This is a genomic window from Candidatus Sodalis pierantonius str. SOPE, assembly GCF_000517405.1.
Lineage (GTDB): Bacteria > Pseudomonadota > Gammaproteobacteria > Enterobacterales > Enterobacteriaceae > Sodalis_C > Sodalis_C pierantonii.
In genome coordinates this window covers 3,742,199-3,756,295 of the sequence record NZ_CP006568.1, presented here as the reverse complement: position 1 = coordinate 3,756,295, position 14,097 = coordinate 3,742,199, and the positions used below count along the sequence as shown (strand labels likewise).

General features: G+C 58.5%; 4 protein-coding genes and 6 pseudogenes. 7 read left to right on the top strand and 3 right to left on the bottom strand.

Annotation, left to right across the window (positions count from 1 at the left end; translation table 11 throughout):
• Positions 1–125 precede the first annotated feature (125 nt).
• Positions 126–1,394 carry a diaminopimelate decarboxylase gene (lysA, locus tag SOPEG_RS18640; RefSeq protein ID WP_025246480.1) on the top strand — a complete coding sequence of 423 codons (1,269 nt, stop codon included), beginning with the start codon at positions 126–128 and terminating at the stop codon, positions 1,392–1,394.
• 199 nt (positions 1,395–1,593) lie between these two features.
• Here the strand turns inward: lysA and SOPEG_RS18635 are convergent, their stop codons facing one another.
• Positions 1,594–2,130, bottom strand: coding sequence for an HAD-IA family hydrolase (locus SOPEG_RS18635; protein ID WP_158382474.1), 537 nt, complete (start codon positions 2,128–2,130; stop codon positions 1,594–1,596).
• Positions 2,131–2,585: 455 nt separating this feature from the next.
• Between SOPEG_RS18635 and SOPEG_RS18630 the strand changes: the two genes are divergently transcribed.
• Complete coding sequence (locus SOPEG_RS18630) at positions 2,586–3,488, top strand: LysR family transcriptional regulator (RefSeq protein ID WP_025246479.1); 903 nt, start codon at positions 2,586–2,588, stop codon at positions 3,486–3,488.
• 61 nt (positions 3,489–3,549) lie between these two features.
• Here SOPEG_RS18630 and SOPEG_RS18625 read toward each other — a convergent pair.
• Positions 3,550–4,251: pseudogene (locus tag SOPEG_RS18625) on the bottom strand (formate/nitrite transporter family protein); the annotation flags it as partial.
• A gap of 152 nt (positions 4,252–4,403) precedes the next feature.
• Here SOPEG_RS18625 and istA point away from each other — a divergent pair.
• A pseudogene (gene istA, locus SOPEG_RS18620) lies at positions 4,404–5,954 on the top strand (IS21-like element ISSoEn3 family transposase).
• Positions 5,955–5,965: 11 nt separating this feature from the next.
• Positions 5,966–6,715, top strand: a complete 750-nt coding sequence (gene istB / locus SOPEG_RS18615; RefSeq protein WP_025246478.1) for an IS21-like element ISSoEn3 family helper ATPase IstB — start codon at positions 5,966–5,968, stop codon at positions 6,713–6,715.
• A gap of 560 nt (positions 6,716–7,275) precedes the next feature.
• Here istB and galR read toward each other — a convergent pair.
• Positions 7,276–8,276: pseudogene (gene galR, locus SOPEG_RS18610) on the bottom strand (HTH-type transcriptional regulator GalR).
• 205 nt (positions 8,277–8,481) lie between these two features.
• Between galR and SOPEG_RS18605 the strand changes: the two are divergent.
• From SOPEG_RS18605 to aas, 3 pseudogenes are all read left to right on the top strand, one after another.
• A pseudogene (locus tag SOPEG_RS18605) lies at positions 8,482–10,764 on the top strand (molybdopterin guanine dinucleotide-containing S/N-oxide reductase).
• A gap of 520 nt (positions 10,765–11,284) precedes the next feature.
• A pseudogene (locus SOPEG_RS18600) lies at positions 11,285–11,964 on the top strand (GNAT family N-acetyltransferase).
• 179 nt (positions 11,965–12,143) lie between these two features.
• Positions 12,144–14,074: pseudogene (aas, locus tag SOPEG_RS18595) on the top strand (bifunctional acyl-ACP--phospholipid O-acyltransferase/long-chain-fatty-acid--ACP ligase).
• Positions 14,075–14,097 lie beyond the last annotated feature (23 nt).

Genomic DNA, 14,097 nt, shown 5'->3' with positions numbered 1-14,097 from the left:
ATATCATAAATGAATAGATAGGGACAAAAAAGATATTTTATTAATAGGCGCCGATGCATTACAAAGAAGAGCCCCCAGCCCATGCCGGCGCTGCCGGGATCGCCCCATCGCCTACGAGGACCACCATGCCGCACGATCTTTTCACCACGGAACGCGCTCTGAACGCCGCTAACTTATTGCCGTTGCACCAGCAGTATGGCGGCCCGGTATGGGTATATGAAGCGGAAACCATCAGCGCGCGCATTGCGCAATTACGCCGTTTCGATACCGTCCGTTTCGCCCAGAAAGCCTGCTCCAATATCCATCTGCTGCGCCTGATGCGCAGCCAAGGCGCCAAGGTGGACTCGGTGTCGCTCGGGGAGATTGAACGTGCGTTACTGGCCGGTTTTCAGCCGGGGACCGCCAGCCATGACATCGTTTTTACCGCCGATTTACTGGATGAACCGACGCTGGCGCGGGTCGTTGAGCTCGGCATCCCGGTCAATGTCGGCTCGGCGGATATGTTGGCGCAGCTTGGCGCCCGCTCGCCGGGGCACGAGGTCTGGCTGCGGGTCAATCCCGGTTTTGGCCATGGCCACAGCCAAAAAACCAATACCGGCGGCGAAAATAGCAAACACGGGATTTGGCATGATGATTTGCCGCAGGTCGCGGCGCTTATCCGTCGCTACGGCCTGCGGCTTATCGGCATACATATGCACATTGGTTCGGGTGTGGATTACGCCCATCTCGCGCAGGTCTGCGACGCCATGGTGCAGCAGGTCATCGCCAGCGGACTGGATCTCGCGGCCATTTCCGCGGGCGGCGGGTTATCGGTACCTTATCGTTCGGGTGAGGAGGCGATTGATACCGATCACTACTTTGGCCTGTGGGATGCTGCCCGCCGGCGGATTAGCGCGCATCTTGGGCATCCGGTGGCGCTTGAAATAGAACCGGGCCGGTTTTTGGTGGCGGAAGCGGGTGTACTGGTGGCGCAGGTCAGGGCGGTCAAAGAGATGGGCAGCCGCCACTTCGTGCTGGTGGATGCCGGGTTTAACGATTTAATGCGCCCGGCGATGTACGGCAGCTATCACGCTATCTCGCTGCTGCCGGCGGACGGTCGCGATCGCGGCGCGCAATCGCTGCGCGATACCGTGGTGGGGGGACCGCTGTGCGAGTCCGGCGATGTCTTTACCCAAACCGCCGGCGGCGGCGTTGTGTCGCGCCGTTTGCCGCCGGCCCAGGTGGGGGATTATCTGGTCTTTCACGATACCGGCGCTTATGGCGCGTCCATGTCCTCGAATTACAATAGCCGCCCGCTTCTGCCGGAGGTCTTGTTTGAACGGGGTCAGGCGCGGCAAATTCGCCGCCGGCAGCCGCTGCAGGCGCTGTTTGACCTGGAGATATCGTCGTCTTGAAACAGGCGTTGGGTTGAGCTTGCTCCCCGCGGCGTGCGGCGGGTATCGCCGGCGCGATGGCGCCGACAGTGCCGTCTAAACGCTGCGGGGAAGGGCAGGTGAGTCGATACCTCACCGGTGCGCCGCCGCTGCCAAACGCTAGAGGTCGCCAGGGGATGTTCATGGTGAAAGATTTAGCTCCAGCGCAATGTCATCGCCCTCAAGCCCGACGAAGCGAATTTGCCGCCAGCGCGCTGTGGATGCCGGCGGGGGCGTCTTCAAACACCAGGCAGTCGCTGGCCGCGATGCCGAGTAATTTCGCGCCCAGCCGATAGGGCTCGGCATCGGGTTTACCGCGGGTCACCTCATTGGCGCCCACCATCAGCGCGGGCAACGGCAGTCGGCAGCAGGTCATCCTGTGCCGAGTTACCCGCTGGGTGGCGGAAGTCACCACGGCCCAGGGGACGTCGCCGAGGGAACTGAGGAAGTGGCCGGCGCCCGGGATTTCCCGCGCTTTGCCGCTAAATTCAATCTCCAGCCCGTCAAGCACCGCGGCCTGTTCTTCCAGCGGTAAATGAGGGGCGACCCGATGAATGACGTCGCGCGAACGAACCCCATGACAAATGCTGAGTACCTGCTGGGGCGCAATATGATTGATACGACACCAGTGACGCCAGATAAATTCAACCTGATGCGTGGAGTGGACTAATGTTCCGTCCATATCAAACAGCAAAGCTTTAGATTTAATTAATTTCATTATCATTCCTTAATTATCTCATCGCTGGTTGGAAAGGGTGATAGCCAAACTATGACTTCCGCTGGTTTTTTCCCGGCGGAAGACCGGTATGGTCTGAATCGGTACAGGTTGTTATATGAATAGGAGGCGAAAATTGTGTGCACTCTTGGGTAAATCGCGCTTATTAACACCGCCGGCAACACTCTCGCCCCGGTGGTGTGGACGTTGGGCCGCAAGGGGGAATGCAACAGTTTGGTGTCATGTATTTATGCGATGAATAATAGATATTTTTATATTATTTTGTCGCATATGTTTATTTTTGCTTATTTCAAGTCGCTGCTCTTTTTTATTTGCCGATAATACGCGAGGATTTATACATAATGAAAGGCCCCTGCAGATTAATTATTCATGATAGTTCAACATGAAAGGGGTTATTTGTATAATTGAAAAAAGTTAATTGGCGATAGGAGTTTGGAATGGACATTCGGCAACTCCGGGCGTTTGTCACTCTGGCTGAGTGCCTGAGCTATCGGGAAGCGGCGGAAAGATTGTGGCTGACACAGCCCACGTTGACCAAACAGATCAAAATGCTGGAGGCGGAAATCAATTTGGTCCTGTTTTTGCGCGATAATCACGGTACCCAGCTCAGCCGTCATGGTCAGCAGCTTTATCAGGACGCGAAAAAATTAATCGGTCAGTTCAACGCTTTCAAGACGCTGTGCCAGCAGTTGACCAATGGCAAGCGCGGAGCGTTGTCGTTGGGGTTTATTTCTTCGGCGATGCCGGTGATGCCGGCCATTATCACCGCCTTTCAGAATGCCTTTCCCGACATCCATCTTGGGCTACAGGATATCTCTTCGCCGGTGCAGCAAGAGCGCATCCTGAGTGGTCAACTGCAGGCGGGTTTTATGCGTATCCCGGTGTCGCCGCCGCTGGCGTTCCGTAAAACCGGCTCGGACTGCTTAACGCTTATCTTTCATAAGAGCTGCCGGCACCAGCAGGAACCGCTACATCAGCTTTGGCGTCGCTGCACGCTCTTTACCGTGAATGCGGAAACCTGTCCTGGTTCGGCGCTGCAAATCAATAATTTCATCGCCGCGCACGGCATCGACGCCCGGAAGATGCAATGTATCAGCGACACCCGTACCTTGATGACCATGGTGGAATCCCGCATGGGAGTGGCAATTTTACCGCAAAGCGCGGTGACGGTGCCGCACCAGGACATAATCTGCCAGCCGCTGCACGGTGAATTCGCCCGCTGGGATATCGGCCTGGTGTGGAACGAAAAGATTGCCGATCCGGTGCGTGACAGTTTTATCAGCCAGGTTACCGCAATGCTGGCGCCGGCCTGCGGCGGGAGGGAAGCAAGGCGGCGCTAAGCGGGCGCTCGGTGCGAAATTGGCGAGCGGTTGCGGCGAAGACGCATGCGCGATCGGCACGTTAGGGCGGCAGGCCAAAGGCCGCGTTCGGCCATGCGCAAAGGATGGCGTGGGACTGACCGCCCAGCGGCCGATAGGCGATAAAGTAAATCAGCGCGACAAAGATGCCGCCCCCTACCGCGTTACCGAGGAAGACTGGCGGAAAATTGATCACGTAGTCGTGCCAGGTAGCCTGGCCGGCGAAAATCGCCGCCGGGATGACGAACATATTCGCGACGACGTGCTGGAAGCCCAAATCGACAAACGCCATGATGGGAAACCAAATGCCCAGGATTTTGCCCGCCATGTCTTTGGCGGCATACGCCAACCAGACCGCCAAACTGACCAGTCAGTTACAGCCGATAGCCGAGATAAACGCGTGGGTGCAGTCGGCGGAAATTTTGGCGTGCGCGGTGGCGACGGTCTTCGCCAAAAACGCCCCTTCGGTCATACCGAGAATATGGCCGAAGAACCAGGCTATCATCAGGCTGCCGATAAAGTTGGCGAGCGTAACCCAAAACCAGTTACGGATAAGCGCCAGCACGCCGATTTGCCGGCTGAACAGCGCCATGGGCAACGTCATCATATTGCCGGTCAGCAGCTCGCCGCCCGCTAATACCGTGAGAACCAGGCCGACCGTAAACACCGACACGCCGAGGAACACGCCGAACGATCCCCACGCCGGCGGTAGGCTGGAAATGACGTGGATATCCAGCAGAAAGCCCAGGGTGCTGGTTCCGGTCACATCCGATCACTGATTCCGATTTTACCCGATCACTAATTCTGATTTCATCCGATCACTGATTCCGATTCTGTCCGATCGCTCATCTTCTGTTCCGCCATACTCTGGAGACTTTTAGCTTCCGGGGGCATGGCATGGCACGTAAAAAGAAGAAAGCGAGAACGGAAATGTGCATCTATATTAATGTCTTACGTATGAAATTCGAGCAGCGTCGCTCGAATCGCACTATTGCAGCAGCGCTCGGCATAGGCTGTACTACCGTGCACGATATCCTCGGCCGATTCACGGTAGCTAACCTGGTCTGGCCATTGCCGGCGGAACTGTCCCCCGTCGACCTCGACCGCCTGCTCTATCCCGGCAAATCCGGAAAAGTTATCAATACCTTACCCAGCTGGCTTGATATCGATACCGAGTTAAGCCGCAAGGGCATGACCAAGCAGCTGCTCTGGATGGAATATCAGTCCGCCGTGGGCGGTGATGCCCTCGGTTACTCACAGTTTTGTGCACTGTTCCGTGACTGGAAAAAGAAGCAGCGGCGTTCCATGCGCATGGAGCACAAGGCTGGCGAAAAGCTCTTCATCGACTTCTGTGGCCCCACCGTACCTATCGTCAACCCTGCGACCGGTAGCGTACGCTAGGTCGCTATCTTCGTCGCTGCCATGGGCGTGTCAGGCTATGCGTATATCGAAGCCTGCGAAGGCCAGGACATGGCATCGTGGCTCAACGCCAATAGCCGCTGCCTGCACTTCATGGGTGGGGTTCCGGAGCTGATGATACCTGATAATCTGCGCAGCGCTGTCAGCACCCCTGACCGCTATGAGCCGGTCATAAACCAGAGCTACCAGGCGCTGGCAAATCACTATGAGACAGTGGTGCTACCGGCGCGCCCGAGAAAACCGAAAGACAAGGCGAAAGCAGAATCAACTGTGCAGCTGGTAGAACGCTGGGTTTTGGCCCGGTTGCGTAAACGTAGGTTCTACTCGCTGGCCGAACTCAACCAGGTGATACGAGAACTCAATCATGAGTTGAATTTGCGCCCGATGCGTCATTACGGCGGACAAAGTCGCCTTGAACGCTTCGAGCAGCTGGACAAACCGGCTCTTGGGCCTCTACCGCCCACACAATGGGAATACAGTGAGTATCTCGTTGCCCGAGTGGGACCTGATTACCACATAGACTACGGCAAAAACTGGTACTCGGTGCCGCATCCGCTGGTTGGCGAGCGCGTTGACGTCATCGCCACCCAACGGCTGGTGCAAATCCACCATAAGGGCGTCTGCGTGGCTACGCACCCTCGCAGCGATAACGCCTATAGGCACACGACTCAGGCGGCGCACATGCCGGCTAACCATAAGGGGCAGAGTCAGTGGACGCCGGAAAGGCTGTGCAGTTGGGCGCTGTCGGTGGGTGTGTGCACACTGAAAGTGGTCGAGTCCATCCAAAAGAGCAAAGCCCATCCGGAGCAGGCTTACCGCTCCGTGCTGGGGCTACTCAATCTGCAACGGCGCTATGAGACGACGCGACTGGAGAAGGCCTGCGCGCTGGCGTTGGAGAAAGGGTGCATTAACCGCTCTTTCATAGCCAACGTATTGAAACACGGTCGTGAAAGTGAGGTCACCCAGGACGGAGCCGGCGTATCAATGCTGGTTCACGAAAACCTCCGAGGTCCGGACAGTTATCACTAAGGAGAATAAATATGGATACACTGTTAATGGCTCTGCGAGAGCTGAAGTTGTCGGCAATGGTCCAGGCGTTGGAGACGCAACGCGAACTCCCGGGGAGTTATGGGGAGCTGGGGTTCGAGGAGCGGTTGTCGCTGATGGTAGAAGCGGAAAATTTGCATAGAAAAAATAACCACATATGCCGTCTGCGACGGCAATCGCAAATGCGCTTGCAGGCAAAACCGGAAGATATCCGCTATATCCCTAGCCGAGGAGTGACACCGGAACAGATGCGAGATCTGCTAGGGGGACAATATCTGAAATATCAGAAAAGCATACTCATCACGGGGCCAACAGGTACGGGCAAAACCTGGCTCAGTTGTGCGCTTGGTGAGCAGGCATGCCGGCAGCAATATAGCGTGCGTTACTGGCGAGTGGGTCGGTTGCTGGCCCATCTTCACCAGTGTCAGGTAGACGGGACCTATCTAAAACAGCTTAAGCAGTTAGAAAAAATAGAGTTACTGATCTTGGACGACGTGGGCCTAGAATCAATAAGTCCGATGCAGGCAACGATGCTGTTGGAGGTGATGGAAGATCGCTACGACAAAAGCAGCAGCATCCTGATCAGTCAACTGCCGGTGAAAAAATGGTATGGACTGATAGAAAACCCCACGATAGCTGACGCGTTACTCGATCGGTTAGTACACCCCAGCTATAGACTGGAACTTAAAGGCGAATCACTACGCAAAGAGCAAGGAGTAGCCAGCACAGGAAAAATAGACTAAACCCGAGTCAGAAGATGAGCGAACACGTGAACGAATATCACTGGAATGGGTGATCGGAAAATATCGGAATAACTGATCGGATGTCGCCGGAACAGCTGATCGGATACGTCGGAATCTGCACAGGGCGATAAACGCGCCCGCCATGACGCCCAGGACCAGCAGTACCGGTAGGGAGGCTTGACTTTTCGCGACGCCGGTATGCATGGCAATTGCGGCGACTTCTTTGGGTGAATAAAACGACATGTGATTCGCATGTTAATAGAATGATAAGGTGCCACGCATAGTAGCTTCTCACTCCGGCGAAGCCAACACTAAATCAGACGAGTCAGGGTAAAAAAGTGTTAACGTCCCCGCTCTGCCTCTGCCCCGTTGCGGCTGCGCCGTCAACGCCGCTGCCGGGCAAACCGGCCGTTTTCCGGTACAGTGGCTTCAATTCCGCGGCCAGTGACCGGCACAGCATTGCGGGGAGGGAGGTGATGGCGCCGCGGGGTTAATGTTGCTGGTATTCACCGCTGCCGCGCGGTTGGCCGCAATAAATACCCAACAATGTCGGAGAGGCGCTACGCCGCCGGCGGCGCCACGGAATGGCGACGCACCAGCGTCGGACTGAACATATTGGTTATCTCCGGCAGCGGCTCACCGTTGGTCAGCGCGAGCGCGAGCGGCGGCGCCTGAGTGGCCATATGGCCACCACCGGGTAGCGAATGGTGGTCAAACGGGGCCGCAGGTAGCGCGATATCAGCACATCATCGAAGCCGACCAGCGACATATCCTGCGGCACCTCAATGCCATTATCGCTCAGTACCGCCATCGCGCCGGCGGCTGTCGAGTCGTTATAGCAGGCAATGGCGGTAAAATTGCGGCCGCGGCCCAGAAGCTCGGTCATCGCCTGTTCCCCGCCCACCTCATCCGGCTCGCCATAGGCAATCAGCTTTTCATCCAGTTCAATGTGAAATTCCTCCAGCGCGTCCCGGTACCCCCGCAGGCGGTCGACGCTGTCGGGAATGCTATGGCTAGAGCAGATAAAGGCGATGCGTTGATGCCTCATCTGGATGAGATGGCGCGTGGCCAACCAAGCGCCGTAGCGATCGTCCAGCGCCACGCAGCGATCGGCGTAATCGGGCAAGATACGGTTGATAAGCACCATGCCCGGCATATGCGCCATCAGCGTATTGAGCTCGTCAGCCGGGATCATTTGCGCATGCCCCGCCAGTGCGGCGCAGCAGTGGCGGATCAACTGCTCAATCGCCTGGCGCTCTTTATCCAGAATATGATAACCGTTGCCGATAAGCAGAAAATTGCCGGTCTGGTAAGCGACCTGTTCCACCGCCTTGACCATGGTGCCGAAAAACGGATCCGACACATCGGCGACGATAAGCCTCAAGGTTTCCGTGGACTGCTGCGCCAGCGCGCGGGCGTTGGCGTGGTATTGCAACTGCTCCATCGCCTGCATGACCGCCTGACGCGATCCATCGCTGGTTTTCGGCGAATGGTTAATCACACGCGAGACGGTGGCGACTGAAACGCCCGCCAGTCTGGCGACATCCTTTATGGTGGCCATGAGCACATTTCCGACGTCGGGAAGTCATCGTTTACATTCGCTAGTTTCGCGGAAAATAACCTTAACCGCAAGAAGTTAGCATGATGCGGTAAAAATTAACCACCGCGGCGACTATTTCCGGTCATTGGCCGGGCGAAGTATTTTGGCGCGCCAAAGAAGAAATGGTATTTTCCCGCCAGATTAACCGGCTTAAAGAGAGCAGGGTATGGCGATTTCACGTTTTCCGCAATTGGCGCACTGGGGAGCCTTTACCACAGTCGTAGAGGATGGCACGTTGCTGCGCTGCGACCCTTTTAAGCACGACCCGCACCCCTCGCCGATGCTGGCGTCTATCGCGCCCATGCTCTATTCCGACCAGCGCATCCGTAAACCGGCGGTACGTCGCTCCTGGTTGGCGGCGCGGGAAAACAGCGATCGCGGCTTGCGCGGCCGTGACGATTTCGTCGAAGTCGGCTGGGATCGCGCGCTGGATCTCATCGCACAAGAGAATCGCCGGGTGCGGGATCGTTTTGGCACCGAAGGTATTTTTACCGGCTCTTATGGCTGGTCCTCCACCGGCCGGGTCCATCACGCCCGCTCGCTGGTGCGGCGTTTTCATTTCGCCGGCGGCGGTGCGGTGGATCAGGCGGGTAATTACAGTTGGGGGGCGGCCCAGTTCTTTTTACCGCATATTATCGGCAGCTATAGCCCGTTAACCGGTAGGGTGACCAGTTGGCCGAGCGTCATTGCACATTGTGGGTTGTTTATCGCCTTCGGCGGGCTGGCGTTAAAAAACACCCAGGTTTCGTCCGGCGGCGCCGGCGAACATTCGCTCCAGACCTGGTTAGAAAAGCTGGCCGCCAAAGGGACGCCGGTTATCAATATCAGCCCAACGCGGGACGACTGTCCCGCCTTTCTTAACGCGGAATGGATCCCTATCCGGCCGAATATCGATACGGCACTGATGCTGGCGCTGGCTTGGGAAATCCAGCATCACGGCGTGCAGGATGAGACGTTTCTTGAGCGTTATTGCGTCGGCTGGCCGCAGTTGGCCGCCTATTTGCGCGGCACAGGGGACGGTTTAGCCAAAATCCCGCAGTAGGCCAGCGTGATTACCGGCATTCCCGCCGAGCGTATTCGGCGGTTGGCGCGGCAACTGATGGCGGCGCCCCGCAGCATGATGACCTGTGCCTATGCGCTTCAGCGCACCCACCGCGGCGAGCAACCCTATTGGATGGTGATTGCGCTGGCGGCGATGCTCGGGCAGATAGGCCTGCCGGAAGGCGGTTTCGCCTTCGGTCACGGCTCAATGAACGGCGTGGGTAATCCACGGCTGGACGCCTTGGCCCCCAGTTTGACGTTAGGCGTCAACCCGGCCGCCGACCTGGCCATACCGGTCGCGCGCATTGCTGATATGCTGCTTCATCCCGGCGGTGAGTACAGCTTTCAGGGGCAGCAGCGGCGTTATCCCGCTATTGACATGATTTACTGGGCGGGTGGCAACCCCTTCCATCATCATCAGCAACTGAACCGGCTGTTGGCGGGCTGGTGCAAGCCGGCCACAGTCGTCGTGCAGGATATCTGGTGGACGCCGGCCGCCAAGCTAGCCGATATTGTGCTGCCGGTCACGACCTCGCTGGAGCGCAACGATATCGGCGGCTCATCGCGCGATCGCTATGTCCTGGCGATGCAACAAGCGGTGGCGCCGCTGCATCAGGTGCGCAATGACTTCATCATTTTCGCTGAACTCGCGGAACGTCTCGGTTATCGGGAAGCCTTTACCGGCGGGCGCGACGAACGTGGCTGGATCGAGACGTTATATCAGCAAAGCGCGCTATCCCATGCCGCCGCTGGCCACCGCTGGCCGTCTTTCGACGCTTTTTGGCGGCAAGGTTATCTGGAGGTGTCTGCTCCCGCGGAAGACTATGTGTTTATGGCGGAATTTCGCCAGGATCCGCAGCGGCATCCGTTGCATACCCCGAGCGGCCGTATCGAACTTTTCAGCGAAACCATTGCCGGTTTTGCCTACGAAGATTTTGGGCCGCTGCCGGAATGGCGTCCGCCGGCGGAATGGCTGGGGGATGATCGTGCAGCGCGCTATCCGCTGCATCTTATCACCGTCCAGCCCCACGATCGGTTGCACAGTCAATTAGACCCGGCGCCACTGGCGCAGGCCAACAAAACCGCCGGGCGCGAGACGCTCTACCTGCATCCCGCGGACGCCGCCCGGCGCGGCATCGCCGACGGCGAGCAGGTCAGCGTGTACAACGATCGCGGCCGTTTTCTGGCGGGTGCCAGACTGAGCGATAGCGTGGCGCCAGGGGTCACGCTGATGGCGACCGGCGCCTGGTTTACCCCAACCTGGCGGGAGGACGACTTGCCCGCCACGGAACAGTCCGGCAATCCCAACGTGCTGACGCTGGATATCGGCACCTCGCCGCTGACGCAGGGACCGAACGCCATGAGCTGTCTGGTGGAGGTCAGCCGCTGTCCGCCCGGGGCGACGTAGCAGGAGGGCATGAGGCGGGGGGCGGCACCTCACCGCGCGTGCAAGGGGCGAACGCCATGAGCTGTCTCCTAGGGTTCCGCCGCTATTTGCCTGTCATTCCTATGATTTGACGATGCCCGTCGTCGCCGGCTGGCCTGCCAGCGGTCGCCGTCTTTTCCGCGGCGGTGGCGAAAGCGACCCTGCCGGGCGAGATGTTTATTGTCCTGGGACAATTTTTACAGTTGGTTTCACTTCGAGCGGTAATCTTGCGATTGTTTGGTAGTGATGAGGCGTCAGGGGCATTAGAGTGTGTACTCCCAGAGGTATTGATTGGTGAGAAATCAACATACTCTGTATGTTGAAACCATTTCAGTTGCACCAACCTACTCGGACGCGTAGGTTTTTTTTGCCCGCGATCCCTCTCTTTTCCCCGCTTTGCGCCGGACGCGCGCTTTCCCCGCGCGGGTCTGCTAGTATTCCTGCCGCCGATGAAAACCTTTACGGCCCGTCCTGCGTGGCCCCTCGCCGGAGATAACCGCCTATGCCTGCTTATAATGAGTATGACCAACCGATTGGTGACGCCCTGTGCGCCTGGCAAACGCGTCCCCAACCGCAGCGCGTGGTGCTGACCGGCCGCAGCTGCCGGCTGGAGCCGCTGACGGCGGCGCACTTTGATATGTTATACGACGCCTGGGCACAGGCGGAAGACGGCCGTGACTGGACTTACCTGCCGGTGGAGCGCCCCGCGTGCCGCGTCTGGCCGCCAGCGAAGATCCGCTTTTCTTCACCGTGGTGGACCTCGATGGCGATCGGGCGGTGGGAACGGTGGCGTTGATGCGTATTGAACCGGCGCACGGCGTGGCGGAAATCGGCTGGGTGAACTGGTCGCGGGGAATGCGACGTTCGCGCATGGGCACCGAAGCCATCGCGCTGCTGCTGGCGTATCTGTTCGATACCCTCGGCTACCGGCGCTGCGAATGGAAATGCGATAGCCTGAACGAACCGTCGCGCCAGGCCGCGCGTAGGCTGGGATTTTGCTACGAAGGCACTTTCCGCCAAGCGATCGTCACCAAGGGCCGCAATCGCGACACCAGCTGGTTTGCCATCGTTGACGCGGACTGGCCGGCCATCTGGGCCGCCTATATCGCCTGGCTGGCGAATGACAACGTCGACGCCAATGGCGGACAGCGGCGCGCCCTTGGCGAATTCATGCCGGTCTAGAGTCGTCCGCGCGGCGTTGCCGGTGCAGTATGCATTTAACCTGATAAGATTAATCGATATAATGATGAGGTAGGGTCCGTTCATCGGCCCGGCGAGCGAGCCGCTCCCCGCGGGCGGATGACCGGCGCGCCGGCGTTGCCATGTCGGACCCCGCCAGAAGAGATACATAAGGAGATGGCATGCTTTTTAAGGTTTTGCGTCTGCTGTTCAGGCTGATGTACCGGGTCGAAATCATTGGCGATACCCGCCTGTTGACGCAACCCCGGGTCATGTTGACCCCTAATCATGTCTCGTTTCTCGATGGCATTCTACTGGCGGTGTTTTTACCGGTAAAGCCGGTGTTCGCGATTTATACCACCTTGGACAACGCCTGGTTTATGCCCCTGATTCGGCGCTATGCCGATATTATTTCGCTCAACCCCACCCGGCCGCACAGCATCAAACAACTGATCAAGGCCGTCGGTCAAGGCCGGCCGGTGGTGGTATTTCCAGAGGGGCGGCTGACCGTTACCGGCGCGCTGATGAAGGTGTATGACGGCGCGTATGGCTTCGCGTCCTGCGCTGACGCTGTATGACGGTTTACTGCCGGCGATGCGGCGCTATGGCGACAGCAAGCCCTGCATGACCGACATGACGCTGAAAATCGACAACTATCATGTTTTGCTGAAAAAAAGCCTGGGGGTCAGCCGGATTTTGCAGCGCCTGGCCGCGCCGGGTGAACATGTGGGTCTGTTGCTGCCGAACGCCACCATCACCGCCGCCGCGGTTATCGGTGCGCTGATACGCGGCAGGGTGCCCGCCATGCTGAACTATACCGTCGGCGTCGGCGCCCTGAACCACGCGGTGGACGCCGCCGGGCTGAAAATCATTGTCAGCTCCCGGTCAGTTTCTCGATAAAGCGCGTTTGACGGATTTGCCTACGCAGGTGACCGGCGCGCGCTGGGTATTCCTGGAGGATCTGCGCCACAGCCTGACGCTGTACGACAAGCTGTGGACCCTTTGTCATCTGTTGGCGCCGGCGCGGGCCGCGCTGGCGCAGCGTCCTGACGATAGCGCGCTAATTCTGTTTACGTCCGGATCCGAAGGCACGCCGAAAGCGGTCGTGCATTCCCACCGCAGCATCATGGCCAATATAGAGCAGATACGTACCGTGGCCGACTTTACCCCGCGGGACAAATTTATATCGGCGCTCCCGCTGTTCCACGCCTTCGGTCTGACGGTGGGGCTGTTTACGCCGCTGATGACTGGCGCCCAGGTACTGCTTTATCCCAGTCCGCTGCATTACCGGATTATCCCGGAACTGGTGTATGATCAGAACTGCACCGTGTTGTTCGGCACCTCTACGTTCCTTGGCCATTATGGGCGTTTCGCCCACCCGTACGACTTTGCCCGTCTGCGCTATGTGGTGGCGGGGGCGGAAAAATTGTCCGATGCCACCCGCCAATTGTGGCAGGAACGTTTCGGGCTGCGTATTTTGGAGGGCTACGGCGTCACCGAATGCGCGCCGGTGGTGGCGATCAACGTCCCGATGGCGGCCAAGCCGCATAGCGTCGGCCAGATCCTGCCCGCCATGGATGCCCGGCTGATTGCGGTGGAGGGTATCGAGCATGGGGGGAGGTTGCAACTGCGCGGGCCGAATATCATGAAAGGCTACCTGCGCGTCGGTAGCGGCGGCGCGCTGGAGCCGCCCGCCGCCGAGAACGCCGACGGGCAGAGCGAGCCGGGCTGGTATGACACCGGAGATATCGTCACGCTGGACGAGCAGGGTTTTTGTACGATTCAAGGGCGTGTAAAACGCTTCGCAAAACTGGCGGGAGAAATGGTGTCGCTGGAGAGCGTCGAGCAATTGGCGCTCAGCGTATCGCCGGACGCCCGGCACGGCGCCACCACCCGCAGCGATAATGCGCGCGGGGAGGGACTGGTGCTTTTTACCACCGACGCCGGCCTGACGCGGGATAAGTTGTTACAGCAGGCGCGTAAGCAGGGCGCGGCGGAAATTACTGTACCGCGCGACATCCGGCATATCGCGTCGCTGCCGCTGCTGGGCAGCGGTAAACCCGATTATGTCACCCTCGGCGAAATGGCGGCTAAGCCGGAGTCTGATGCATGATGTCTTCCCATGACGGGGCCCCG

Excerpts from the sequence above, each read along its gene's own strand:
- lysA (WP_025246480.1), top strand. The coding sequence starts at position 126 with ATGCCGCACGATCTTTTCACCACGGAACGCGCTCTGAACGCCGCTAAC.
- SOPEG_RS18635 (WP_158382474.1), bottom strand. The coding sequence starts at position 2,130 with ATGAAATTAATTAAATCTAAAGCTTTGCTGTTTGATATGGACGGAACA.
- SOPEG_RS18630 (WP_025246479.1), top strand. The coding sequence starts at position 2,586 with ATGGACATTCGGCAACTCCGGGCGTTTGTCACTCTGGCTGAGTGCCTG.
- istB (WP_025246478.1), top strand. The coding sequence starts at position 5,966 with ATGGATACACTGTTAATGGCTCTGCGAGAGCTGAAGTTGTCGGCAATG.